This is a genomic window from Citrobacter sp. RHBSTW-00881 (assembly GCF_013728515.1).
GTDB classification, from domain to species: Bacteria; Pseudomonadota; Gammaproteobacteria; order Enterobacterales; family Enterobacteriaceae; genus Citrobacter; species Citrobacter braakii.
Genome location: NZ_CP056269.1, coordinates 5075385 through 5101619, shown reverse-complemented (window position 1 = coordinate 5101619; position 26235 = coordinate 5075385). Strand labels below are relative to the sequence as shown.

Genomic DNA, 26235 nt, shown 5'->3' with positions numbered 1-26235 from the left:
CAAAAGCCATGAGTTAAGTTAATTATACCCGCCTCAAAGCAGGCTGAAACCCAACGGGTATATACTCCCAGGGCTTATATGTATCGCCAGAGTTCACGCTAATTTAACAAAAATACAGCATCACAATGATGAACGCCGTATAATGAAGCGCTTACGAAGAGGCCACAATGGACGCCATGAAATATCACGATTTACGCGACTTCCTGACGCTGCTTGAACAGCAGGGCGAGCTCAAACGCATTTCGCTTGAGGTGGATCCCCACCTGGAAATTACTGAAATTGCCGATCGCACTCTGCGTGCTGGCGGGCCTGCGTTACTGTTTGAGAATCCTAAAGGCTATTCAATGCCGGTGCTGTGTAACCTGTTTGGCACACCGAAGCGTGTTGCGATGGGGATGGGGCAGGAAGATGTCTCGGCACTACGGGAAGTCGGTAAACTGTTGGCGTTTTTGAAAGAGCCGGAGCCACCGAAAGGATTCCGCGATCTGTTTGATAAGCTGCCGCAGTTTAAGCAGGTGCTGAACATGCCGACTAAGCGGTTGCGCGGTGCGCCTTGTCAGCAAAAAATCTACTCCGGTGATGACGTCGATTTAAACCGTATTCCGATTATGACCTGTTGGCCGGAAGATGCCGCACCGCTGATTACCTGGGGGCTAACCGTAACGCGTGGCCCACATAAAGAGCGGCAGAATCTGGGTATTTATCGCCAGCAGCTGATTGGCAAAAACAAGCTCATTATGCGCTGGCTGTCCCACCGCGGCGGCGCACTCGATTACCAGGAGTGGTGTGCGGCGCATCCTGGCGAACGCTTCCCGGTTTCGGTGGCGTTGGGGGCAGATCCTGCGACCATTCTGGGGGCCGTGACGCCCGTCCCTGATACATTATCCGAGTACGCATTTGCCGGGCTGTTACGTGGCACCAAGACCGAAGTGGTCAAATGTATTTCCAACGATCTGGAAGTGCCCGCCAGTGCTGAAATCGTGCTGGAAGGGTATATCGAACCGGGTGAGCTGGCCCCGGAAGGACCGTATGGCGATCATACCGGTTACTACAACGAAGTAGATAGCTTTCCGGTCTTTACCGTCACGCACATTACCCAGCGTGAAGAGGCGATTTATCACTCTACTTATACCGGACGTCCGCCTGATGAGCCCGCGGTGCTTGGCGTGGCGCTGAACGAAGTTTTCGTTCCTATTCTGCAAAAGCAGTTCCCGGAAATCGTCGATTTTTACCTGCCTCCGGAAGGCTGTTCATATCGTCTGGCCGTGGTGACGATGAAAAAACAGTACGCTGGTCATGCCAAACGCGTCATGATGGGTGTTTGGTCGTTTTTGCGCCAGTTTATGTACACCAAATTTGTTATTGTCTGCGATGATGATGTCAATGCACGCGACTGGAATGATGTGATTTGGGCAATTACTACCCGTATGGACCCGGCTCGGGATACGGTACTGGTAGAGAATACGCCAATTGATTACCTGGACTTTGCCTCGCCGGTTTCCGGCCTGGGTTCAAAAATGGGGCTGGATGCCACAAATAAATGGCCGGGCGAAACCCAACGCGAATGGGGACGCCCGATTAAAAAAGATCCTGAAGTAACTGCGCGTATTGACGCAATTTGGGATGAACTGGCCATCTTTAATGACGGCAAAAGCGCCTGAGGCGCGATCATTTTGCCTATTGATCCGACAGAGAGAGCGCATGACAACCTTAAGCTGTAAAGTGACCTCGGTAGAAGCTATCACTGATACCGTATATCGCGTTCGTTTAGTGCCAGACGCGGCGTTTTCCTTTCGTGCTGGCCAGTATTTAATGGTCGTGATGGACGAAAGGGATAAGCGTCCGTTCTCCATGGCATCCACGCCGGACGAGCAAGGATTCATTGAGCTGCACGTTGGCGCCTCTGAGCTAAATCTTTATGCCATGGCTGTGATGGACCGCATTCTGAAAGACCGGGAAATCAAGGTCGACATTCCGCATGGCGAAGCCTGGCTGCGTGATGAAGACGAGCGCCCGCTGATCCTGATTGCCGGTGGTACAGGGTTCTCTTACGTGCGTTCCATTCTGCTTACTGCGCTGGCGCGTAATCCAAACCGTGATATCACCATTTACTGGGGTGGGCGCGAAGAGAAGCATCTCTACGATCTCTCCGAACTGGAAGCGTTGTCTGTTAATCACCCGAATCTGCGCGTTGAGCCAGTGGTGGAACAGCCAGAAGACGGCTGGCGTGGTCGTACGGGAACCGTGTTACCGGCGGTATTGCAGGATTACGGTACCCTGGCTGAGCACGATATCTACATTGCCGGTCGTTTTGAAATGGCCAAAATCGCGCGCGATCTGTTCTGTAATGAACGCAGTGCGCGTGAAGATCGCCTGTTTGGCGACGCTTTCGCGTTCATTTAAGCGCTGTGCGCCGGAGCCCTTCCGGCGCATCCATCAATCATCTGTCTTCCAACTAGCAGGGCGCAGGCCCGGCGTCATTGCCTCTCTTTCTCATCATAATTATTTTTTAGTAAACATAATATGTCCGTCACTCAAACATAAATTGAGTTTTTGTGACAGCTCTCCATGTGTTTAGTAAACAAAATAGGCAAGCTAAACCGCATCACATTGTGAGATGCAAACGAGGAAAAACCATGAGGCTCGGACTGGATATCGGCGGGACTAAAATCGAAGCGGTGGTGATTGATAACGCGGGTGAAATTGTTTACCGCGAACGATGTGCGACACCAAAGCAGCGTTACGGTGATTTTTTCCAGGCCGTGACGGAGATGATAGCCAGGGCTATGCAGGCCATTAATCAGCCTTTATCGGTTGGCATCGGGGTGCCAGGTGCGGTGGATAGCGAAGGTTTGATTAAGAATTCCAACATTCTGGTGCTGAATCAGCAGGCCTTTGCGCAAGATCTCGAGCGTGCATTAGGAATGCCAGTGCCCGTTACCAATGATGCCAACTGCTTTACCCTGTCAGAAGCGATGGACGGTAGTGGGCGTGGGCATAGCGTGGTATTTGGCGTGATCCTCGGTACCGGATGCGGCGGTGGTCTATGCATCGAGAACCGGTTGATCTCCGGCCCTAACGCCTGTGCTGGAGAGTGGGGGCATAATGCCTTGCCGCGCTACCACGGATCTCGGGACGGGGCTGAAGTGACATGCTATTGCGGACAGTTGAACTGTATTGAGAGCTTTATTTCGGGTAGTGGCCTGGAGCGCCAGTATATGAATCACACCGCGCAACATATGGGTGTGCCACAAATTATGCAACGGGTAGCATCGGGTGATGCAGACGCCTGTTTGTTGTGGGAACGCTATTGCGATCAACTGGCTCGCGCGTTGGCGAGTGTGGTGAATATGCTCGATCCCGATGTTATCGTGCTGGGGGGCGGGGTATCCAATATCAATTTACTGTACTCAGGCTTACAGGCGCGAGTGGCGCAGTACGTGTTTGGTAAACAGTGCCGCACACCGATCGTTCAGGCCCGCCACGGCGACAGCAGCGGCGTACGCGGCGCAGCCTGGCTGGGGGCACAACAAGCCATAGTAAATCCATGAGAGTGAAATGACGAAACCTGTACGTATCAGAGACATTGCCGACGCTTGTGGCGTCTCGGTTGGCGCTGTTTCCCGCGCGCTAAAAGGGCAACCGGGGCTGCGTGAAGAGACCCGACAGCGCATTATTTCAGTGGCGCAGCAGCAGGGTTATGATTTTTCACGCCTGCGCGCAGACAAAATCAAACGTGTCCTGTTTTTACTGCATCGCCAGCACAATATCAGCCGAGCTTTACCGTTTTACTCTCAACTGCTGCTGGGGATAGAAGATCTGTGTCGCGAAAAGGGGGTTGCGCTGAGCTTTCTCTCTATAGGTCCAGGCGATGCAGTGAGTGAGCAGGTAATGCTGCACCAGCCTGATGCGCTAATCTGCGCGGGATTTTTTGAACCTGAGTTGCTTGGGCTGCTACAACAGATGAAATTGCCGCTGGTGCTGGTGGATCTCTGGGCGCCTGGACTGCCTTGCGTGAATCCTGACAATACCCTGGGCGGCTATCTGGCCACGCAACATCTGATTGCGCAAGGCCGCAGCCGCATTGCTTTTCTTGCCAGTACGCTCGCGCACTACAGCATCCGTCAGCGTGAAAAGGGCTACCGTCAGGCATTGTATGAAGCCCGTTTGCTAATGCCGCCAGAGTATGACGTCGTTGCGCCGCCGCTGCTGGATACCGAGCAATCTCTGGTGGATGCGGTTAATGAGCTACTCAGACTGCCAGAGCCGCCCGATGCCATTTTTGCCTATAACGACGCGGCAGCGATGGTTGTTCAGCAGGTGTGTGCGCAGCAGGGTATACGTATCCCGGAAGATCTTGCGCTGGTGGGATTTGATGATATCGATGCTGCGGCCTGGTCACATCCGCCGCTGACTACCATTGCGGTTGATAAAAAACAGCTGGGGCGTGAAGCGCTGCGTTTACTGCTGGAAGAAAATCAGGAAGAGAATCTGCTGCTGCCGGTGCAGTTAGTGGTGCGTGGTAGTTCAGGGAAATAAAAAACCCGCCCCTGACAGGCGGGAAGAACGGCAACTAAACTTTCTCTCTTCGCCATTGGCACCATAACTGTGTTGGCTTCGCTCATTCACCCGAATCACTTACTATACGTAAGCTCATCGGGATTCATTCGCTTGCCGCCTTGTTCTGGCACCAATGGCTTTGAGATAACATTTCGTAGGCCGGGCAAGCGAAGCGCCCCCGGCATGCTTTGATTAAACTCGCTCAAATACCGTTGCGATACCCTGACCTAACCCGATACACATCGTCGCCAGACCAAACTGCACGTCTTTGCGTTCCATCAGGTTGAGCAGGGTGGTGCTGATACGCGCCCCAGAACAGCCCAGCGGGTGACCCAAGGCGATCGCCCCGCCATTGAGGTTGATCTTCTCATCGATCTGCTCCATCAGCCCCAGATCTTTAATACACGGCAAGATCTGAGCGGCAAAGGCTTCGTTCATCTCAAACAAGCCGATGTCGCTGGTGGAGAGCCCCGCTTTTTTCAGCGCCAGCTTTGAGGCCGGAACCGGGCCGTAACCCATGATTGACGGATCGCAGCCGACAACAGCCATCGAACGAATACGGGCACGCGGCGTCAGACCCAGCTGACGGGCGCGGCTTTCGCTCATTACCAGCATCGCCGCTGCGCCGTCGGAGAGCGCTGAGGAGGTACCGGCAGTCACCGTTCCGTTCACCGGATCGAACGCCGGGCGCAGGGTGGAGAGCGCTTCAACGGTCGTTTCCGGGCGGATCACTTCATCGTAGTTAAACTGCTTCAGCACGCCGTCGGCATCATGACCGCCGGTCGGGATGATTTCGTTTTTAAAAGCGCCAGACTGTGTTGCAGCCCAGGCGCGAGCGTGTGAACGTGCGGCGAAAGCGTCCTGCATTTCACGGCTGATGCCGTGCATGCGGGAGAGCATTTCCGCGGTCAGGCCCATCATCCCTGCGGCTTTCGCCACGTTGCGGCTCATACCCGGGTGGAAATCAACGCCGTGGCTCATTGGCACATGGCCCATATGCTCAACGCCGCCAATCAGGCACGCCTGAGCATCACCAGTCATGATCATGCGTGCCGCATCGTGCAGCGCCTGCATGGACGAACCGCACAGGCGATTGACCGTGACGGCCGGAACGGAGTGCGGAACTTCCGCTAGCAGCGCGGCATTACGGGCGATATTGAAACCCTGCTCCAGCGTTTGTTGCACACAGCCCCAGTAAATGTCATCAAGCGCGGTTGGCTCCAGCGCCGGATTACGCGCCAGCAGGCTACGCATTAAATGTGCAGAGAGATCTTCTGCCCGCACGTTCCGAAACGCGCCCCCTTTCGAACGGCCCATCGGGGTACGGATCGCATCAACAATTACAACCTGTTCCATTGTGACTCCTTAAGCCGTTTTCAGGCTGCCAACCGGGCGGGCTGGCTCAACCTGGGGATAATACGGTTCGTTATGGCGCGCTTTATCACGCAGACCGGCCGGAACTTCATACAGCGGACCAAGGTGCTGATACTGCTGAGCCATATCGAGATACTTCGCGCTGCCGAGCGTATCCAGCCAGCGGAACGCACCGCCGTGGAACGGAGGGAAGCCCAGGCCATACACCAGCGCCATATCGGCTTCTGCCGGGCTGGCGATAATGCCTTCTTCCAGACAACGCACTACTTCGTTGACCATAGGGATCATCATGCGGGCGATAATCTCTTCATCGCTGAAGTCGCGTTTCGGCTGGCTGACCTCTGCCAGCAGATCGTCAACGGTGGTATCTTCTTCTTTCTTCGGTTTGCCCTTGTTGTCTTCTTTATAACGCCAGAATCCGAGACCGTTTTTCTGCCCGAAACGGTTAGCATCAAACAGGGCGTCTATCGCATCGCGATAATCTTTCTGCATACGCTGAGGGAAGCCTGCGGACATCACCGCCTGCGCGTGGTGCGCGGTATCAATACCTACCACGTCCAGCAGATAAGCCGGGCCCATCGGCCAACCAAACTGTTTTTCCATCACTTTGTCGACTTTGCGGAAATCCGCCCCGTCGCGCAGCAGCTGACTGAAACCGGCAAAATAGGGGAACAGCACGCGGTTAACGAAGAAACCAGGGCAGTCATTAACCACAATCGGCGTTTTGCCCATCTGGCTTGCCCAGGCGACAACCTTAGCGATGGTTTCATCCGAGCTTTTCTCGCCGCGAATGATCTCAACCAGCGGCATACGGTGCACCGGGTTAAAGAAGTGCATCCCACAGAAGTTTTCCGGACGCTTAAGCGCGCTGGCCAGTTCGTTGATTGGGATGGTGGAAGTATTCGAAGCCAGTACGGTGTCCGGGCGAACCTGATCTTCGGTTTCCGCCAGTACCGCTTTTTTCACTTTTGGGTTTTCTACGACCGCTTCAACTACCACGTCCACGCGTTCGAAACCGCTATAGTCGAGGGTGGGATGAATGGTGGAAATAACGCCCGCCATTTTCAGACCGTCAATTTTGCCGCGCTCCAGCTGTTTGTTCAGTAGCTTGGCCGCTTCGGTCATGCCCAGCGTTAATGATTTGTCGTTGATATCTTTCATGACAACCGGCACGCCTTTCCAGGCCGACTGGTAAGCGATGCCGCCGCCCATAATGCCTGCGCCCAGCACAGCCGCTTGCTTTGGCGCTTCAACATTTTTGGTGAGCTTTTTGGCTTTGGCTTTCACGAACTGATCGTTAAGGAAAATTCCAACCAGTGCGCGGGCTTCATTGGTGTGCGCCAGTGGAACAAAGCTTTTATTTTCCAGATTCAGCGCTTCTTCACGGCCAAAACGGGCCGCTGCTTCAATGGTTTTTACCGCGGTAATCGGTGCGGGATAATGCTTACCTGCCGTCTGCGCCACCATACCTTTGGCGATGGTAAAGCTCATTGCCGCTTCAATTTTGCTGAGTTTCAACGGTTCCAGCTTCGGCTGACGTTTGGCTTTCCAGTCGAGGTCGCCGTTAATCGCCTGACGTAATACCGCGATCGCGCCATCAAGCAGTTTGTCTTGCTTCACTACGCCATCGACCAGACCGATTTTTAGCGCCTGCTCAGCACCCACATCTTTACCCGCAGCAATAATTTCCAGCGCGCTGTCCGCACCCAGCATACGTGGCATACGCACGGAGCCGCCAAAGCCTGGCATAATGCCCAGCTTGGTTTCTGGCAGGCCGATGCGCAGGTCCGGCGTAGCCAGACGATAATCGGTCGCCAGGACACACTCGCAGCCACCGCCCAGCGCATAGCCGTTAACCGCTGAGAGAGTCGGAACAGGCAGATCTTCCAGGCGATTAAACACGCTGTTGGCAAAATGCAGCCACTGGCTCAGTTGCTCTTCAGGCACGAGGAACAGTGAAAGGAATTCGGTGATGTCGGCACCAACAATAAAGGCTGCTTTGTTAGAACGCAGCAGCAGCCCTTTTAAATTCGGTTGTTTTTCCAGCACGTCAAGCGCATGGCCCAGGCTGGCAACGGTGGCCGTGTCGAGTTTATTGACTGAACCTGGGGCATCGAACACCAGTTCGGCGATGCCATCTTCCAGCCAGTCGAGGTACAGGGTGTCGCCTTTGTAAAGCATGTCAGTCTCCTGAATCCGCAAGGTGATCTGGTCATACCAGATGAATCGAAGTGTGTGTTTTATGTTAATAAAATGCAAATGAATGATTAAAGAAATGACGATTTGATCACGCTCGGTAGAAATCACGCACTCACAAAACGATGTGCTAAGATGCGGACACTTGAGGTCAAAAAAACAGAAGGATAGAAAATGGAATCACTGGCCGCACTCTATAAAAATCATATCGTTACCCTACAAGAACGGACGCGCGACGCGCTGGAGCGCTTCAAGCTGGATGCGTTACTTATTCACTCAGGAGAACTTGTTAACGTCTTTCTCGACGATCATCCCTATCCGTTTAAGGTCAATCCGCAATTCAAAGCCTGGGTGCCTGTAACGCAGGTTCCTAACTGCTGGTTGCTGGTGGATGGCGTGAATAAGCCGAAATTGTGGTTCTACCTGCCGGTCGATTACTGGCACAACGTTGAGCCGCTGCCGACCTCTTTCTGGACGGAAGAAATTGAGATCATCGCGCTGCCAAAAGCTGATGGTATCGGTAGCCAACTGCCTGCTGCTCGCGGCAATATCGGTTACATCGGTCCGGTTCCGGAACGCGCGCTGCAACTGGATATCGCGGCCAGCAATATCAACCCGAAAGGGGTTATTGACTACCTGCATTATTATCGTGCTTACAAAACAGATTACGAACTGGCCTGTATGCGCGAAGCACAGAAAATGGCGGTGAATGGACACCGTGCCGCGGAAGAAGCGTTCCGTTCCGGGATGAGCGAGTTTGACATCAACCTCGCTTACCTGACTGCTACCGGTCATCGCGACACCGACGTGCCGTACAGCAACATCGTGGCGCTTAACGAGCATGCTTCGGTTCTGCATTACACCAGGCTGGATCATCAGGCTCCGTCTGAAATCCGCAGTTTCCTGCTGGACGCCGGTGCGGAATACAACGGCTATGCAGCAGACCTGACGCGTACGTGGTCGGCGAAAAGCGACAACGACTATGCGCATCTGGTGAAGGATGTGAATGACGAGCAACTGGCGCTGATTGCCACTATGAAAGCGGGCACCAGCTACGTGGATTATCACATTCAGTTCCATCAGCGCATCGCGAAGCTGCTGCGTAAGCATCAAATCATCACCGATATGAGTGAAGAGGCGATGGTGGAAAACGATCTTACCGGGCCGTTTATGCCGCATGGCATTGGTCACCCGCTGGGCCTGCAGGTACACGATGTCGCTGGCTTTATGCAGGATGACAGCGGTACGCATCTGGCCGCGCCGTCGAAGTATCCTTACCTGCGTTGCACCCGCGTGCTGCAACCGGGCATGGTCCTGACCATCGAACCGGGCATCTACTTCATTGAATCGCTGTTGGCGCCGTGGCGTGAAGGGCAGTTCAGCAAACACTTCAACTGGCAGAAAATTGAAGCCCTGAAACCGTTCGGCGGTATTCGTATTGAAGATAACGTGGTGGTCCACGAGAACAATATCGAAAACATGACACGGGATTTAAAACTGGCGTAATGGACAGTTGGTTAATCCCTGCGGCGCCGGTAAGCGTCGTTGAAGAGATCAAAAAAAGCCGCTTCATTACGCTGCTCGCCCATACGGACGGCGTAGACGCGGCGAAAGCGTTTGTTGAGTCAGTCAAAATGGAACACCCGGACGCCCGCCACCACTGTGTGGCGTGGGTGGCGGGCGCGCCCAATGACTCGCAGCAGCTGGGATTTTCAGACGATGGCGAACCGGCTGGTACGGCAGGCAAACCGATGCTCGCGCAGCTGATGGGGAGTGGCATCGGTGAGATTACCGCGGTGGTGGTGCGCTACTACGGCGGTATCCTTCTGGGTACGGGTGGGCTAGTGAAAGCCTACGGTGGCGGCGTGAATCAGGCGTTGCGTCAGTTAACGACGCAGCGCAAGACGCCATTAACCGAATATACTTTGCAGTGTGAGTACGGTCAGCTGGCAGGCATTGAAGCTTTGCTGGGGCAGTTTGACGGTAAAGTTGTTGCCAGTGATTACCAGGCTTTTGTTCGGCTCAGGGTGGCGCTTCCTTATGCCAAAGTGGATGAATTTTCGGCAAAACTGGCGGATTTTAGTCGTGGTTCATTGCAATTGTTAGCGATTGAAGAATAATCCCCACCTCATTTTAAAGAACTAAGGAAGCGGCAGAGATGCATTTTCGCGCCATCACCCGAATCGTTGGACTACTGGTCATCTTATTCTCGGGGACAATGATTATCCCCGGACTGGTAGCGCTCATCTACCGCGATGGGGCAGGGCGTGCGTTTACTCAAACTTTCTTCGTTGCTCTGGCGATCGGCTCCATGCTGTGGTGGCCAAACCGTAAAGAGAAGGGCGAGCTGAAATCGCGCGAAGGGTTTCTGATTGTCGTTTTGTTCTGGACCGTGCTGGGTAGCGTGGGTGCGCTACCGTTCATCTTTGCGGAAAGCCCTAACCTCACGATAACCGACGCTTTTTTTGAATCCTTCTCCGGATTAACCACCACGGGGGCGACAACGCTGGTGGGGCTGGATTCATTGCCACACGCTATCCTCTTTTATCGACAGATGCTGCAATGGTTCGGCGGGATGGGGATCATCGTGCTGGCGGTGGCTATTCTGCCTATTCTTGGCGTCGGTGGGATGCAGCTCTACCGGGCAGAAATGCCGGGCCCGCTGAAAGATAACAAAATGCGTCCGCGTATTGCCGAAACGGCGAAAACGCTGTGGCTTATCTATGTATTGCTGACGGTGGCGTGTGCGCTGGCGCTATGGTTTGCCGGGATGCCCGCGTTTGACGCTATTGGGCACAGCTTTGCTACGATAGCCATCGGCGGCTTTTCCACACACGATGCCAGCGTGGGGTATTTCGACAGTCCCACGATTAACACCATTATTGCTATCTTCTTGCTGATCTCCGGTTGTAACTATGGTCTGCACTTCTCTTTACTCAGCGGTCGCAGCCTGAAGGTCTACTGGCGCGATCCAGAATTCCGCATGTTCATTGGGGTGCAGCTGACGCTGGTGGCTGTCTGTACGCTGGTGCTGTGGATACACAATACCTACGGTTCGGCACTCACGACCATCAACCAGGCTTTTTTTCAGGTGGTATCAATGGCGACGACCGCCGGATTCACTACGGACAGTATTGCCCGCTGGCCGTTGTTCCTGCCGGTGCTATTGCTGTGTTCTGCTTTTATTGGCGGCTGTGCCGGGTCGACGGGCGGCGGCTTGAAGGTGATTCGAATCCTGTTGCTGTTTAAGCAGGGTAACCGCGAATTGAAACGACTGGTCCACCCGAATGCGGTTTACAGTATCAAGCTGGGTAACCGTGCTTTGCCGGAGCGAATCCTTGAAGCTGTGTGGGGATTCTTCTCTGCCTATGCGCTGGTCTTTATTATCAGTATGCTGGCGATTATTGCGACCGGTGTTGATGACTTCTCCGCGTTTGCCTCTGTTGTGGCGACGCTGAATAACCTGGGGCCAGGGCTGGGGGTTGTCGCCGACAACTTTGCCAGTATGAACCCCGTGGCGAAGTGGATCCTGATTGCCAATATGCTGTTTGGTCGTCTGGAGGTCTTTACCCTGCTGGTACTCTTTACCCCTACTTTCTGGCGTGAATAATGGAGTAACACGTGAAAACACTGATTCTTTTTTCTTCCCGGGACGGACAAACGCGTGAAATCGCCGAGTATCTGGCTTCTGAACTCAAAGAGCTGGGCGTTTGGGCGGATGTCGTTAATTTGCATCGTACCGCGGAGCCTGACTGGCAAAATTATGACAGCGTGGTGATTGGCGCCTCGATTCGTTATGGTCATTACCATGCAGCTTTTCAGGAGTTTGTGAAAAAGCATGCCACGCGGCTGAACGCGATGCCGAGTGCCTTCTACTCCGTAAACCTGGTTGCCCGTAAACCGGAGAAACGCACGCCGCAAACTAACAGCTATGCGCGTAAGTTCCTGATGAGTTCGCCGTGGCGGCCTGATCGCAGTGCGGTTATTGCTGGCGCTTTGCTGTATCCCCGCTATCGCTGGTATGACCGCGTTATGATCCAACTGATAATGAAGATGTCAGGCGGTGAAACAGATACCAATAAAGAAGTGGTGTATACCGATTGGGAACAGGTCGCGGATTTCGCGCGGGAAATCGCCCAATTAACCCACAAAACGTTGTCAAAATAAGCACAAAGAATAAAAAATACGCACTCGGAAGATTATTTTAAATTTCCCCTTGTCAGCCTGAAATAACTCCCTATAATGCGCCTCCACTGACACGGAACAACGGATTACAAACCGCCGGGTCAGCGGGGTTCCACTGAGAATCTCGCAGAGAAAAGCAAAAATAAATGCTTGACTCTGAATGAGGAAAACGTAATATACGGGACCTCGCGACAGAGCGCTAAAGCGCGTCGCAACTGCTCTTTAACAATTTATCAGACAATCTGTGTGGGCACTCGAAGATACGGATTCTTAACGTCGCAAGACGAAAAATGAATACCAAGTCTCTGAGTGAACACGTAATTCATTACGAAGTTTAATTCACGAGCATCAAACTTAAATTGAAGAGTTTGATCATGGCTCAGATTGAACGCTGGCGGCAGGCCTAACACATGCAAGTCGAACGGTAGCACAGAGGAGCTTGCTCCTTGGGTGACGAGTGGCGGACGGGTGAGTAATGTCTGGGAAACTGCCCGATGGAGGGGGATAACTACTGGAAACGGTAGCTAATACCGCATAACGTCGCAAGACCAAAGAGGGGGACCTTCGGGCCTCTTGCCATCGGATGTGCCCAGATGGGATTAGCTAGTAGGTGGGGTAACGGCTCACCTAGGCGACGATCCCTAGCTGGTCTGAGAGGATGACCAGCCACACTGGAACTGAGACACGGTCCAGACTCCTACGGGAGGCAGCAGTGGGGAATATTGCACAATGGGCGCAAGCCTGATGCAGCCATGCCGCGTGTATGAAGAAGGCCTTCGGGTTGTAAAGTACTTTCAGCGAGGAGGAAGGTGTTGTGGTTAATAACCGCAGCAATTGACGTTACTCGCAGAAGAAGCACCGGCTAACTCCGTGCCAGCAGCCGCGGTAATACGGAGGGTGCAAGCGTTAATCGGAATTACTGGGCGTAAAGCGCACGCAGGCGGTCTGTCAAGTCGGATGTGAAATCCCCGGGCTCAACCTGGGAACTGCATCCGAAACTGGCAGGCTAGAGTCTTGTAGAGGGGGGTAGAATTCCAGGTGTAGCGGTGAAATGCGTAGAGATCTGGAGGAATACCGGTGGCGAAGGCGGCCCCCTGGACAAAGACTGACGCTCAGGTGCGAAAGCGTGGGGAGCAAACAGGATTAGATACCCTGGTAGTCCACGCCGTAAACGATGTCGACTTGGAGGTTGTGCCCTTGAGGCGTGGCTTCCGGAGCTAACGCGTTAAGTCGACCGCCTGGGGAGTACGGCCGCAAGGTTAAAACTCAAATGAATTGACGGGGGCCCGCACAAGCGGTGGAGCATGTGGTTTAATTCGATGCAACGCGAAGAACCTTACCTACTCTTGACATCCAGAGAACTTAGCAGAGATGCTTTGGTGCCTTCGGGAACTCTGAGACAGGTGCTGCATGGCTGTCGTCAGCTCGTGTTGTGAAATGTTGGGTTAAGTCCCGCAACGAGCGCAACCCTTATCCTTTGTTGCCAGCGATTCGGTCGGGAACTCAAAGGAGACTGCCAGTGATAAACTGGAGGAAGGTGGGGATGACGTCAAGTCATCATGGCCCTTACGAGTAGGGCTACACACGTGCTACAATGGCATATACAAAGAGAAGCGACCTCGCGAGAGCAAGCGGACCTCATAAAGTATGTCGTAGTCCGGATTGGAGTCTGCAACTCGACTCCATGAAGTCGGAATCGCTAGTAATCGTGGATCAGAATGCCACGGTGAATACGTTCCCGGGCCTTGTACACACCGCCCGTCACACCATGGGAGTGGGTTGCAAAAGAAGTAGGTAGCTTAACCTTCGGGAGGGCGCTTACCACTTTGTGATTCATGACTGGGGTGAAGTCGTAACAAGGTAACCGTAGGGGAACCTGCGGTTGGATCACCTCCTTACCTTAAAGAAACGTTCTTTGTAGTGCTCACACAGATTGTCTGATGAAAATTAGCAGTAAGAAAATCTCTGCAGGCTTGTAGCTCAGGTGGTTAGAGCGCACCCCTGATAAGGGTGAGGTCGGTGGTTCAAGTCCACTCAGGCCTACCAAATTTCTGCTGATGCTGCGTTGCGGCGACGCTCACATACTTCAGTATGCTTCGCGTCACCACGCCTTGCCTCAACAGAAATTAAGGTTAAACGAGATTTAACTACGATGGGGCTATAGCTCAGCTGGGAGAGCGCCTGCTTTGCACGCAGGAGGTCTGCGGTTCGATCCCGCATAGCTCCACCATCCTTTACTGCAAAAACACAAGAAAACTTCAGAGTGTACCTGAAAAGGTTCACTGCGAAGTTTTGCTCTTTAAAAATCTGGATCAAGCTGAAAATTGAAACGACACACTGTTTCATTTCTCCGTAAACAAGAAATGAAAAGCGGTGTGTCCGAGTCTCTCAAATTTTCGCAACACTGAAGTGTTTTACGAAACATCTTCGGGTTGTGAGGTTAAGCGACTAAGCGTACACGGTGGATGCCCTGGCAGTCAGAGGCGATGAAGGACGTGCTAATCTGCGATAAGCGTCGGTAAGGTGATATGAACCGTTATAACCGGCGATTTCCGAATGGGGAAACCCAGTGTGATTCGTCACACTATCATTACGTGAATACATAGCGTAATGAAGCGAACCGGGGGAACTGAAACATCTAAGTACCCCGAGGAAAAGAAATCAACCGAGATTCCCCCAGTAGCGGCGAGCGAACGGGGAGCAGCCCAGAGTCTGAATCAGCATGTGTGGTAGTGGAACGGTCTGGAAAGTCCGGCGATACAGGGTGATAGCCCCGTACACAAAAGTGCATGTGTTGTGAACTCGAAGAGTAGGGCGGGACACGTGGTATCCTGTCTGAATATGGGGGGACCATCCTCCAAGGCTAAATACTCCTGACTGACCGATAGTGAACCAGTACCGTGAGGGAAAGGCGAAAAGAACCCCGGCGAGGGGAGTGAAAAAGAACCTGAAACCGTGTACGTACAAGCAGTGGGAGCCTCTTTATGGGGTGACTGCGTACCTTTTGTATAATGGGTCAGCGACTTATATTCTGTAGCAAGGTTAACCGAATAGGGGAGCCGAAGGGAAACCGAGTCTTAACTGGGCGTTAAGTTGCAGGGTATAGACCCGAAACCCGGTGATCTAGCCATGGGCAGGTTGAAGGTTGGGTAACACTAACTGGAGGACCGAACCGACTAATGTTGAAAAATTAGCGGATGACTTGTGGCTGGGGGTGAAAGGCCAATCAAACCGGGAGATAGCTGGTTCTCCCCGAAAGCTATTTAGGTAGCGCCTCGTGAACTCATCTTCGGGGGTAGAGCACTGTTTCGGCTAGGGGGTCATCCCGACTTACCAACCCGATGCAAACTGCGAATACCGAAGAATGTTATCACGGGAGACACACGGCGGGTGCTAACGTCCGTCGTGAAGAGGGAAACAACCCAGACCGCCAGCTAAGGTCCCAAAGTCATGGTTAAGTGGGAAACGATGTGGGAAGGCACAGACAGCCAGGATGTTGGCTTAGAAGCAGCCATCATTTAAAGAAAGCGTAATAGCTCACTGGTCGAGTCGGCCTGCGCGGAAGATGTAACGGGGCTAAACCATGCACCGAAGCTGCGGCAGCGACACTATGTGTTGTTGGGTAGGGGAGCGTTCTGTAAGCCGTTGAAGGTGTGCTGTGAGGCATGCTGGAGGTATCAGAAGTGCGAATGCTGACATAAGTAACGATAATGCGGGTGAAAAACCCGCACGCCGGAAGACCAAGGGTTCCTGTCCAACGTTAATCGGGGCAGGGTGAGTCGACCCCTAAGGCGAGGCCGAAAGGCGTAGTCGATGGGAAACAGGTTAATATTCCTGTACTTGGTGTTACTGCGAGGGGGGGACGGAGAAGGCTATGTTAGCCGGGCGACGGTTGTCCCGGTTTAAGCATGTAGGCGGAGATTCCAGGTAAATCCGGAGTCTTGTTAACGCTGAGGTGTGATGACGAGGCACTACGGTGCTGAAGTAACAAATGCCCTGCTTCCAGGAAAAGCCTCTAAGCATCAGGTAACACGAAATCGTACCCCAAACCGACACAGGTGGTCAGGTAGAGAATACCAAGGCGCTTGAGAGAACTCGGGTGAAGGAACTAGGCAAAATGGTGCCGTAACTTCGGGAGAAGGCACGCTGATATGTAGGTGAAGTGATTTACTCATGGAGCTGAAATCAGTCGAAGATACCAGCTGGCTGCAACTGTTTATTAAAAACACAGCACTGTGCAAACACGAAAGTGGACGTATACGGTGTGACGCCTGCCCGGTGCCGGAAGGTTAATTGATGGGGTTATCCGTAAGGAGAAGCTCTTGATCGAAGCCCCGGTAAACGGCGGCCGTAACTATAACGGTCCTAAGGTAGCGAAATTCCTTGTCGGGTAAGTTCCGACCTGCACGAATGGCGTAATGATGGCCAGGCTGTCTCCACCCGAGACTCAGTGAAATTGAACTCGCTGTGAAGATGCAGTGTACCCGCGGCAAGACGGAAAGACCCCGTGAACCTTTACTATAGCTTGACACTGAACACTGGTCCTTGATGTGTAGGATAGGTGGGAGGCTTTGAAGTGTGGACGCCAGTCTGCATGGAGCCAACCTTGAAATACCACCCTTTAATGGCTGGTGTTCTAACGTAGACCCGTAATCCGGGTTGCGGACAGTGTCTGGTGGGTAGTTTGACTGGGGCGGTCTCCTCCTAAAGAGTAACGGAGGAGCACGAAGGTTAGCTAATCCTGGTCGGACATCAGGAGGTTAGTGCAAAGGCATAAGCTAGCTTGACTGCGAGAGTGACGGCTCGAGCAGGTGCGAAAGCAGGTCTTAGTGATCCGGTGGTTCTGAATGGAAGGGCCATCGCTCAACGGATAAAAGGTACTCCGGGGATAACAGGCTGATACCGCCCAAGAGTTCATATCGACGGCGGTGTTTGGCACCTCGATGTCGGCTCATCACATCCTGGGGCTGAAGTAGGTCCCAAGGGTATGGCTGTTCGCCATTTAAAGTGGTACGCGAGCTGGGTTTAGAACGTCGTGAGACAGTTCGGTCCCTATCTGCCGTGGGCGCTGGAGAATTGAGGGGGGCTGCTCCTAGTACGAGAGGACCGGAGTGGACGCATCACTGGTGTTCGGGTTGTCATGCCAATGGCATTGCCCGGTAGCTAAATGCGGAAGAGATAAGTGCTGAAAGCATCTAAGCACGAAACTTGCCCCGAGATGAGTTCTCCCTGACCCTTTAAGGGTCCTGAAGGAACGTTGAAGACGACGACGTTGATAGGTCGGGTGTGTAAGCGTAGCGATACGTTGAGCTAACCGATACTAATGAACCGTGAGGCTTAACCTTACAACGCCGAAGATGTTTTGGCGAAAGAGACACGATATTCAGCTTGATTACAGATTACATCGACATGCGAAAAGCGTGTTGATAAACAGAATTTGCCTGGCGGCTGTAGCGCGGTGGTCCCACCTGACCCCATGCCGAACTCAGAAGTGAAACGCCGTAGCGCCGATGGTAGTGTGGGGTCTCCCCATGCGAGAGTAGGGAACTGCCAGGCATCAAACAAGTGAAGAAGCCCATCCTGCCGGATGGGCTTTTTTGCGTCTGCAGGGAGTGAGAACTGCCGGATATGACCTCCCGCCTTATCCGGCCTACAAAGGCGTATCACGACACAGCAGCTATCTTCTTATCCATTGCGTAACAAAATCGGCAACTTGCTGTATATCGTTGATATCTAAAAATGGAACATCCACCGCAAGCGGAATATCACTGGCAACCGCGATAACATAGTTGTCTAACGCCAGGTCCTCTGGACTGTGCCCGCAACCGTCGCGAAAAAGAACGATCTTAGCAACAGGTTCATGCTTAAAGCCCTCAACCAACACCATATCCAGTGTAGAAGCATCCATCCTGCTTACCAGGTATGCTAAATCCAGTTCAGGCTCTTCCGGGGTTTCTACCATTAATGCCCAACGCTGCTGGCTGGCGACCAGGGTTTGCGCTGCACCGGCTTTGCGTAGCTCATAGCTATCTTTGCCGGGCTTATCAACATCCATATTGTGATGAGTATGCTTAATCAATCCGGGACGAATGCCTCTGGCACGTAGCTCCGGGATCAATTTTTTAAGCAGCGTAGTTTTTCCCGTTCCGCTCCATGCTGCTATAGCGAGTAATGGGATCATGATTTGTCCTGCCATTTTGCAAGTTCTTCAGGGGTGTTCACGTTCACGAACGCATCTTTATGATCGCTGAAATCGACAGCATGACCGCCAGCCTGGCGCATAAAGACCATAACGCGTCTTTCACCGGACTGAAGATAATCCTGTAGCAAGGGTTGCATGGTGCGGTGCATTAGCGCAATGGTCGGATGATCTCTTTCGCCATCATGCACCCAGACAACCGGTGCAGCTTTGCGCTGCTCCTTCAAACGTTTGACCAGATCGTGAGGAATATAGGGCATATCGCACGGGCAGAACAGAAACCACTCCCCCGTTTGCTGCAGGAATACCGATAGCATCCCGGCCAGTGGGCCAGGGAAACCGGCCAATGAATCAGGGATAACTTTCAGGCCGCTTTGTTGGTAAATATCCCGGTGGCGATTGGCATTAACCACCACGGTTTCGACCTGTAAAGCGAGGGTATCGGCTACGTGCCGCCAAAGAGGTTTACCGTCCAGCTCAAGCAGACCTTTATCGGTTCCGCCCATCCGTCTGGCCTTACCGCCTGCCAGCACAACCCCTGTTATTGCACTATCCAGAATCACTGATATCGCCTCTTTTAATGTGGGATTGACCCTGCTAACGTATCTGTATTGAGCCTAAGGAGCACAACCATGAAATGTAAACGTCTGAATGAAGTTATTGAACTCCTCCAGCCGGCCTGGCAGAAGGAACCCGATCTTAACCTGATGCAATTTTTACAGAAACTGGCGCAAGAGTCAGGTTTTGACGGCGAACTGGCGGATTTAACTGATGACATTCTGATCTATCACCTGAAAATGCGTGACTCGGCGAAAGACGCCGTCATCCCAGGTATTCAGAAAGATTATGAAGAAGATTTTAAAACCGCACTACTCCGCGCACGTGGCGTCATTAAAGAGTAAAAGCTTGTAATCGCCACCACCGAAAGCGCTGCGAAATGATATCCTGAATCATTCGTAGTATTTTCCGGATGATGGGATGAACGACAACGCTTTTAATTTCCAGACGCTACACCCGGATACCATCATGGATGCACTGTTTGAGCAGGGGATCCGGGTGGACTCCGGGCTTACCCCGCTTAACAGCTATGAAAACCGTGTCTATCAATTCCAGGACGAAGACCGTCGACGCTTTGTCGTTAAGTTTTATCGCCCTGAACGTTGGTCTGTCGATCAGATCCAGGAAGAGCACCAGTTTGCTCTGGAACTGGTAAGCGATGAAGTCCCGGTAGCTGCACCGCTGATACTAAGCGGCCAAACGCTGTTAAGCCATCAGGGTTTCCATTATGCGATCTTCCCCAGCGTCGGCGGGCGGCAGTTTGAGGCCGACAATATCGATCAGATGGAGGCGGTGGGGCGCTATCTGGGACGTATGCATCAGACCGGATGCAAGCGTACTTTTGCCTTTCGCCCGACGATTGGCCTTGAAGAATACCTGACTGAGCCGCGTAAGCTTTTTGAACACGCACAGTTGATCCCATCAGGGCAAAAAGCGGCTTTCCTGAAGGCAACGGATGCGCTTATCGCGGTCGTAACCGAACGCTGGCATGCACGTTTTACCACGCTACGTCTGCACGGTGATTGTCATGCCGGTAATATTCTGTGGCGCGATGGTCCGATGTTTGTCGATTTAGATGATGCCCGCAATGGCCCGGCTGTTCAGGATTTATGGATGCTCCTCAATGGCGATAAAGCTGAACAACGCATGCAGCTTGAAACCATTATCGAGGCTTATGAAGAGTTTAGTGAGTTCGACACCTCTGAAATCGGACTGATAGAACCTTTACGCGCTATGCGTTTAGTTTATTATCTTGCCTGGCTAATTCGACGTTGGGCTGACCCTGCGTTTCCAAAAAACTTCCCGTGGTTAACCGGGGAAGATTACTGGCATCGTCAGACCGCGACCTTTATTGAGCAGGCAAAAATTCTGCAAGAGCCCCCCTTACAATTAACGCCAATGTATTAATCGGAGAAATTTGAACATGAAAAAATTATGGCTGGCGCTGGCTGGTATGGTTTTAGCTTTTAGCGCATCTGCAGCGCAGTTCCAGGATGGCAAACAATACATCACTCTGGAAAAGCCTGTTGCGGGTGAACCGCAAGTGTTGGAGTTCTTCTCCTTCTACTGCCCGCACTGCTATCAGTTTGAAGAAGTTCTTCACGTCTCTGATAACGTGAAGAAAAAACTGCCTGAAGGCACCAAGATGACCAAGTACCACGTCGAGTTTCTGGGGCCTTTGGGCAAAGATCTGACGCAAGCTTGGGCCGTTGCTATGGCGCTGGGCGTTGAAGATCAAGTAACCGTTCCGTTGTTTGAAGGTGTTCAGAAAACCCAGACCGTTCAGTCTGTAGCTGATATCCGTAAAGTGTTTGTCGACGCGGGTATTAAAGGTGAAGACTATGATGCGGCATGGAACAGCTTCGTGGTGAAATCACTCGTGGCGCAGCAGGAAAAAGCGGCGGCTGATTTACAGCTGCAGGGCGTTCCGGCAATGTTCGTGAATGGCAAATATCAGGTAAATCCGCAGGGCATGGATACCAGCAGCATGGATATCTTTGTACAACAGTATGCGGATACTGTGAAGTATCTGGTTGGTCAGAAGTAAAAGCAAAAGCCGGTCACTTGTGCTGACCGGCTTTTTCATTTGAAGCTTTAATCGCGTCGAGCTGCGCGTCTTTCTCACTCCACAGCGTATTAAGCCATAGCTGAAACCGACGCTTGAATCCCTTATCGTTCACGTAATCACCGTGCAACCCTTCATGAATTGGCTCCAGATTTACCCGCACGACAATACGCGTTAGCTTACCGCTCAGCATATCGTAGAACGGTCGGCTGCTATTTTCCGGATAGCACAACGTGACGTTCAACATTTTATCGAACTGTGACCCCAGTACGTTCAATGCCATCGCAATACCGGCCGCCTTTGGAGGGAGCAAGTTTTGATAAGGAGAGCGGGTTTGCTCACATTTCTCTTTGGTAAAACGTGAACCTTCGACAAAATTCACAATAGTTGTCGGGTGTACGCGAAACTTCTCGCAGGAACGACGCGTTGTTTCGACATCTTTACCGCGCCGTTCTGGATGACGGAGCAGGTAGCCTCGCGAATAGCGTTTCATAAACGGCATATCCAGTGCCCAGCAGGCCAGGCCAATAAAGGGCACCCAGGCCAGTTGTTGCTTGAGGAAATATTTATTCATGGGGATGTGCTTACGGAACAGAACGCAAAGCACAACGATGTCAGCCCAGCTGTAATGGTTACAAATGAGCAGATACCAGTTTTTCTTGCTAAGACCTTCCAGTCCCTCGACATCCCACTTCAGTCGCGGATTGAGGTGTAGCAGTAGCGCCAGACCTTCACACCAGCAGTACATCATGAAATTACAGAAGACAGAAACCTTGCGCCAGACAACGGGAACGGGCAAAAGGAGTTTTACAACTCCGGCAAGGATGATCGGCACAGAACAAAAAATCGTGACCAATATGGTCAATACGATACTCAGCAACAGCGTTATCGCAGCGAGTATTCTCGTCATAATTAAATTATTCAAAAGGTTAGCCATAGATAGTGCGCTAAAGAGGCGCAAGGGGCTGATTTTATCAGAAAACGAACCAAATGATGGATCTTCCCTGAATAGAAAAAAAGGGAATATCTATCCACATCAGGATATAAGCTGTATAAATGGAATAAAATGCTACGTATTTATTTAAGTGTCTGAAATATATGTATAAATAAAATGATGTGTTAATTTTATTGCTATATTTAAAGAGCTGAAAATTATTTATTCACAAAGTTATCCACAGTCTTCTTTGCGATCAAAGCAGAAGATCTACAAAAGTTTTTCGACAAATGCGGCGAAAAACTCATGTTTTCATCCTGTCTGTGGCATCCTTTACCCATAATCTGATAAACAGGCACGGACATTATGGTTCAGATCCCAGAAAACCCACTTATCCTTGTAGATGGCTCCTCTTACCTGTATCGCGCATACCATGCGTTCCCGCCGCTGACCAACAGTGCAGGAGAACCTACTGGCGCGATGTATGGTGTCCTCAACATGCTGCGTAGCTTGATTCTGCAATATCAGCCGACCCATGCTGCGGTGGTATTCGACGCTAAGGGTAAAACCTTCCGTGATGAGTTATTCGAACACTACAAGTCACACCGCCCACCCATGCCGGACGATCTGCGTGCGCAGATTGAGCCTCTGCATGCGATGGTAAAAGCGATGGGGTTGCCACTGCTGGCCGTTTCGGGCGTGGAAGCAGACGATGTCATTGGTACGCTGGCGCGGGAAGCAGAGAAGGTGGGGCGTCCGGTGCTGATTAGCACTGGTGATAAAGATATGGCTCAGTTGGTGACGCCGAATATCACCCTGATCAACACCATGACCAATACGATCCTCGGCCCGGATGAAGTGGTGAATAAATATGGTGTTCCACCAGAACTGATCATCGATTTCCTGGCGCTGATGGGGGATTCCTCAGATAACATCCCAGGCGTTCCTGGCGTAGGTGAAAAAACCGCGCAGGCTCTGCTGCAGGGGCTGGGGGGGCTGGATACCCTCTATGCTGAATCAGACAAAATCGCGGGGCTGACTTTCCGTGGTGCGAAAACTATGGCGGGCAAACTTGAGCAGAATAAAGAGGTAGCGTACCTCTCTTATCAATTAGCTACCATCAAAACGGATGTTGAACTGGAGTTGACCTGCGAGCAGTTGGAAGTACGTCAGCCGGCAGCGGATGAACTACTTGGCCTGTTTAAACAGTATGAATTCAAGCGTTGGGTTACTGACGTTGAAGCGGGTAAATGGCTACAGGCGAAAGGAACGAAGCCGGCGGCAAAACCACAGGAAACTATCGCCGTCGATGAAACGCCTGAGGGGCCGGCCACGGTTCTCTCGTATGATAACTATGTGACAATTCTGGATGAAGCGACTCTGGAAGAGTGGATTGCGAAGCTGAAAAAAGCGCCTGTCTTTGCCTTCGATACTGAAACTGACAGCCTGGACAACATCTCTGCGAATCTGGTTGGCCTGTCTTTTGCCATTGAACCGGGTGTGGCTGCATATGTTCCTGTTGCCCACGATTACCTGGACGCCCCCGATCAGATCGCTCGCGACCGCGCGCTGGCATTGCTGAAGCCGCTGCTGGAAGATGAGAACGCGCATAAAGTCGGGCAAAACCTGAAGTATGATCGCGGTATCCTGGCGAACTATGGCATCGAACTGCGTGGTATCACCTTTGACACCATGCTCGAATCCTACATTCTTAACAGCGTCGCTGGCCGACACGATATGGACAGCCTGTCGGACCGCTGGCTGAAACATAAAACCATCACCTTTGAAGAGATCGCCGGAAAGGGCAAAAACCAGCTGACCTTTAACCAGATAGCGCTGGAAGAAGCCGGACGTTACGCTGCGGAAGACGCCGACGTTACGCTACAGCTCCATCTCAAAATGTGGCCAGAATTGCAGCAGCATAAAGGACCGCTGAACGTCTTTGAAAATATCGATATGCCGCTGGTTCCTGTTTTGTCTCGCGTTGAGCGCAATGGTGTGAAAATCGATCCGGCTGTTCTGCACAAACATTCAGAAGAGCTGACGCTGCGTTTGAACGAGCTGGAGCAAAAAGCGCACGAGATCGCCGGAGAAGCGTTTAACCTCTCTTCCACCAAGCAACTGCAAACTATCCTGTTTGAAAAGCAGGGTATTAAGCCGCTGAAGAAAACCCCTGGCGGCGCGCCATCAACGTCGGAAGAGGTACTGGAAGAGCTCGCGCTCGATTACCCATTGCCGAAAGTGATCCTGGAATATCGCGGCTTAGCAAAACTGAAGTCGACCTATACGGATAAGCTTCCGTTGATGATTAACAAGAAAACCGGGCGCGTTCACACCTCCTATCACCAGGCGGTGACCGCTACCGGGCGCTTATCATCTACGGATCCAAACCTGCAGAACATCCCGGTACGTAATGACGAAGGTCGTCGTATTCGTCAGGCGTTTATTGCGCCAGAAGACTACGTGATTGTCTCCGCCGACTACTCACAGATTGAGCTGCGTATCATGGCGCATCTCTCGCGTGATAAAGGTCTGCTTACCGCATTTGCCGAAGGGAAAGATATTCACCGCGCAACGGCGGCGGAAGTCTTTGGCTTACCGCTGGATTCCGTGACTGGTGAACAACGCCGCAGCGCGAAAGCCATCAACTTCGGTTTGATCTACGGGATGAGTGCCTTTGGTTTGGCGCGCCAGTTGAATATTCCACGTAGAGAAGCACAGAAGTACATGGACCTCTACTTCGAACGCTACCCTGGCGTGCTGGAATATATGGAACGCACCCGTGCACAGGCAAAAGAGCAAGGTTATGTCGAAACGCTGGAAGGGCGTCGTCTCTATTTACCGGATATTAAATCCAGTAATGGCGCTCGTCGCGCTGGTGCAGAGCGCGCGGCAATTAACGCCCCGATGCAGGGTACTGCCGCAGACATTATCAAACGAGCCATGATTGCGGTGGACGGGTGGCTGCAAACCGAGCAACCACGTGTGCGCATGATCATGCAGGTACACGATGAACTGGTGTTTGAAGTGCATAAAGATGACCTCGAAAGCGTCTCTAAAAAGATCCATCAACTGATGGAAAACGAGACCCAGATTGATGTGCCGTTGCTGGTGGAAGTCGGTAGTGGCGAAAACTGGGATCAGGCGCACTAAGGGTTTACTGAATAACGCCCCTTTTTCGTAACTAAGCAACATAAGATAGAACTTTTTGTGATGTCCATTAGAATTCCCTATGTAAGGAATGAAAAAAAATTACAAAAAGTGCTTTCTGAGCTGCTCAAAAAAGAGTAAAGTTATTCACGTAGGGTACAGAGGTAAGATGTTCTATCTTTCAGACCTTTTACTTCACGTAATCGGATTTGGCTGAATATTTTAGCCGCCCCAGTCAGTAATGACTGGGGCGTTTTTTATTGTGCGAAAGAAAAGTTTCGTACAGGCTGTAGGCCGGATAAGACGCGCAGCGGCGCTATCCGGCATATCGGTGGGTTACTCCCCGTCCTGCATCTCTTCAATCGGCGCCAGTTCACTAAACCAGCTATCCAGCTTCTGCCGAAGTTTGTCCACGCCTAGTTTTTTCAGTGATGAAAATGCTTCTACCTGTACATCACCGTTAAATGCCAGTACGGCTTCACGTACCATATTCAACTGGGCTTTGCGCGCACCGCTGGCCAGCTTGTCTGCTTTAGTCAGCAGTACCAGAACCTGAACGTTGCTCTCAACCGCCCACAGGATCATCTGCTGGTCGAGGTCTTTTAGTGGGTGACGAATATCCATCAATACCACCAGACCTTGCAGGCTCTGACGTTTTTCCAGATATTCAGCCAGCGCGCGCTGCCATTTGCGCTTCATCTCTTCCGGAACTTCGGCATAACCGTATCCTGGCAAATCGACCAGGCGTTTGCCGTCAACGACTTCAAACAAGTTGATGAGCTGAGTACGACCCGGCGTTTTAGATGTACGCGCCAGACTCTTTTGATTCGTCAGGGTATTTAGCGCACTGGATTTGCCTGCGTTGGAACGGCCAGCAAAAGCCACTTCGATACCGGTATCGGAAGGTAAGTGGCGAATATCAGGCGCACTCATCACAAAGTGCGTCTGTTGATAATTCAAGTTAGTCAAAGCAGTCCTCTCCATCAATCAGGGCTTTGCAGCGATTATACCTGA

General features: G+C 52.1%; 20 protein-coding genes, 2 tRNA genes and 3 rRNA genes. 19 read left to right on the top strand and 6 right to left on the bottom strand.

Features of this window, described 5'->3' with window-relative positions; genetic code table 11:
• Positions 1–167 precede the first annotated feature (167 nt).
• The 4 genes from ubiD to HV311_RS24445 all read left to right on the top strand — a co-directional run bounded on the left by ubiD (position 168) and on the right by HV311_RS24445 (position 4539).
• A complete protein-coding gene (gene ubiD, locus HV311_RS24460; protein ID WP_016155145.1) occupies positions 168–1661 on the top strand; it encodes a 4-hydroxy-3-polyprenylbenzoate decarboxylase in 1494 nt (497 codons plus the stop codon).
• A 40-nt stretch (positions 1662–1701) separates the two neighbouring features.
• A complete protein-coding gene (gene fre, locus HV311_RS24455) occupies positions 1702–2403 on the top strand; it encodes an NAD(P)H-flavin reductase (protein WP_191220560.1) in 702 nt (233 codons plus the stop codon).
• 233 nt (positions 2404–2636) lie between these two features.
• Positions 2637–3551 carry an ROK family protein gene (locus HV311_RS24450; protein WP_191220559.1) on the top strand — a complete coding sequence of 305 codons (915 nt, stop codon included), beginning with the start codon at positions 2637–2639 and terminating at the stop codon, positions 3549–3551.
• 7 nt (positions 3552–3558) lie between these two features.
• The gene (locus HV311_RS24445) at positions 3559–4539 is read left to right on the top strand and encodes a LacI family DNA-binding transcriptional regulator (RefSeq protein WP_016155147.1); all 981 of its coding nucleotides are present in this window, start codon (positions 3559–3561) and stop codon (positions 4537–4539) included.
• A gap of 213 nt (positions 4540–4752) precedes the next feature.
• Here the strand turns inward: HV311_RS24445 and fadA are convergent, their stop codons facing one another.
• Positions 4753–5916 (bottom strand): acetyl-CoA C-acyltransferase FadA, encoded by a 1164-nt coding sequence (gene fadA / locus HV311_RS24440; protein ID WP_016155148.1) that lies wholly within the window; start codon positions 5914–5916, stop codon positions 4753–4755.
• Between the two features lie 9 nt (positions 5917–5925).
• A complete protein-coding gene (gene fadB, locus HV311_RS24435) occupies positions 5926–8115 on the bottom strand; it encodes a fatty acid oxidation complex subunit alpha FadB (protein ID WP_191220558.1) in 2190 nt (729 codons plus the stop codon).
• Positions 8116–8304: 189 nt separating this feature from the next.
• Here fadB and pepQ point away from each other — a divergent pair, with 189 nt between their 5' ends.
• The 9 genes from pepQ (at position 8305) to rrf (ending at position 17871) form a co-directional block, all read left to right on the top strand.
• Positions 8305–9636 carry a Xaa-Pro dipeptidase gene (pepQ, locus tag HV311_RS24430; RefSeq protein ID WP_016155150.1) on the top strand — a complete coding sequence of 444 codons (1332 nt, stop codon included), beginning with the start codon at positions 8305–8307 and terminating at the stop codon, positions 9634–9636.
• Positions 9636–10250 (top strand): IMPACT family protein, encoded by a 615-nt coding sequence (locus HV311_RS24425; protein WP_047358737.1) that lies wholly within the window; start codon positions 9636–9638, stop codon positions 10248–10250. The genes pepQ and HV311_RS24425 overlap by 1 nt, the downstream gene beginning before the upstream one ends.
• Positions 10251–10288: 38 nt before the next feature.
• Positions 10289–11740, top strand: coding sequence for a Trk system potassium transporter TrkH (gene trkH / locus HV311_RS24420; protein ID WP_003017848.1), 1452 nt, complete (start codon positions 10289–10291; stop codon positions 11738–11740).
• Between the two features lie 11 nt (positions 11741–11751).
• Complete coding sequence (gene hemG / locus HV311_RS24415) at positions 11752–12297, top strand: menaquinone-dependent protoporphyrinogen IX dehydrogenase (RefSeq protein ID WP_016155152.1); 546 nt, start codon at positions 11752–11754, stop codon at positions 12295–12297.
• A gap of 374 nt (positions 12298–12671) precedes the next feature.
• Positions 12672–14213 (top strand): 16S ribosomal RNA (locus HV311_RS24410).
• Between the two features lie 71 nt (positions 14214–14284).
• A tRNA-Ile gene (locus HV311_RS24405) sits at positions 14285–14361 on the top strand.
• A gap of 108 nt (positions 14362–14469) precedes the next feature.
• Positions 14470–14545: transfer RNA gene (locus HV311_RS24400), tRNA-Ala, on the top strand.
• Between the two features lie 208 nt (positions 14546–14753).
• Positions 14754–17660, top strand: a 23S ribosomal RNA gene (locus HV311_RS24395).
• 95 nt (positions 17661–17755) lie between these two features.
• Positions 17756–17871, top strand: a 5S ribosomal RNA gene (gene rrf, locus HV311_RS24390).
• The 16S, 23S and 5S rRNA genes sit together here with 2 tRNA genes alongside, the layout of an rRNA operon.
• A 121-nt stretch (positions 17872–17992) precedes the next feature.
• Here rrf and mobB read toward each other — a convergent pair.
• Positions 17993–18511 carry a molybdopterin-guanine dinucleotide biosynthesis protein MobB gene (gene mobB / locus HV311_RS24385; RefSeq protein ID WP_191220557.1) on the bottom strand — a complete coding sequence of 173 codons (519 nt, stop codon included), beginning with the start codon at positions 18509–18511 and terminating at the stop codon, positions 17993–17995.
• Positions 18493–19020 (bottom strand): molybdenum cofactor guanylyltransferase MobA, encoded by a 528-nt coding sequence (gene mobA / locus HV311_RS24380; protein WP_233619727.1) that lies wholly within the window; start codon positions 19018–19020, stop codon positions 18493–18495. The genes mobB and mobA overlap by 19 nt, the downstream gene beginning before the upstream one ends.
• 126 nt (positions 19021–19146) lie before the next feature.
• Here mobA and HV311_RS24375 point away from each other — a divergent pair, with 126 nt between their 5' ends.
• The 3 genes from HV311_RS24375 (at position 19147) to dsbA (ending at position 21119) form a co-directional block, all read left to right on the top strand.
• On the top strand, positions 19147–19416 hold the full coding sequence (locus HV311_RS24375) for a YihD family protein (protein ID WP_003028616.1): 270 nt from the start codon (positions 19147–19149) through the stop codon (positions 19414–19416).
• Positions 19417–19492: 76 nt separating this feature from the next.
• Positions 19493–20479: a serine/threonine protein kinase gene (locus tag HV311_RS24370; RefSeq protein WP_103848140.1), complete on the top strand. Its 987-nt coding sequence runs from the start codon at positions 19493–19495 to the stop codon at positions 20477–20479.
• Between the two features lie 16 nt (positions 20480–20495).
• Positions 20496–21119, top strand: a complete 624-nt coding sequence (gene dsbA, locus HV311_RS24365) for a thiol:disulfide interchange protein DsbA (RefSeq protein ID WP_016155156.1) — start codon at positions 20496–20498, stop codon at positions 21117–21119.
• Positions 21120–21132: 13 nt separating this feature from the next.
• On the opposite strand, the gene HV311_RS24360 is transcribed toward dsbA, so the two are convergent.
• A complete protein-coding gene (locus tag HV311_RS24360; protein WP_243428990.1) occupies positions 21133–21993 on the bottom strand; it encodes an acyltransferase in 861 nt (286 codons plus the stop codon).
• Here HV311_RS24360 and HV311_RS28125 point away from each other — a divergent pair.
• From HV311_RS28125 to HV311_RS28350, 3 genes are all read left to right on the top strand, one after another.
• Complete coding sequence (locus HV311_RS28125) at positions 21887–22222, top strand: hypothetical protein (protein ID WP_223870189.1); 336 nt, start codon at positions 21887–21889, stop codon at positions 22220–22222. The two genes, HV311_RS24360 and HV311_RS28125, sit on opposite strands and share 107 nt — an antisense overlap.
• A 215-nt stretch (positions 22223–22437) precedes the next feature.
• Positions 22438–25224, top strand: coding sequence for a DNA polymerase I (polA, locus tag HV311_RS24355; RefSeq protein WP_049282323.1), 2787 nt, complete (start codon positions 22438–22440; stop codon positions 25222–25224).
• A 166-nt stretch (positions 25225–25390) separates the two neighbouring features.
• Positions 25391–25438: a spot 42 RNA, inhibition of DNA synthesis gene (locus HV311_RS28350; RefSeq protein WP_071892919.1), complete on the top strand. Its 48-nt coding sequence runs from the start codon at positions 25391–25393 to the stop codon at positions 25436–25438.
• 119 nt (positions 25439–25557) lie between these two features.
• Here HV311_RS28350 and yihA read toward each other — a convergent pair whose 3' ends face one another.
• Positions 25558–26190: a ribosome biogenesis GTP-binding protein YihA/YsxC gene (gene yihA / locus HV311_RS24350; protein ID WP_005121851.1), complete on the bottom strand. Its 633-nt coding sequence runs from the start codon at positions 26188–26190 to the stop codon at positions 25558–25560.
• Positions 26191–26235 lie beyond the last annotated feature (45 nt).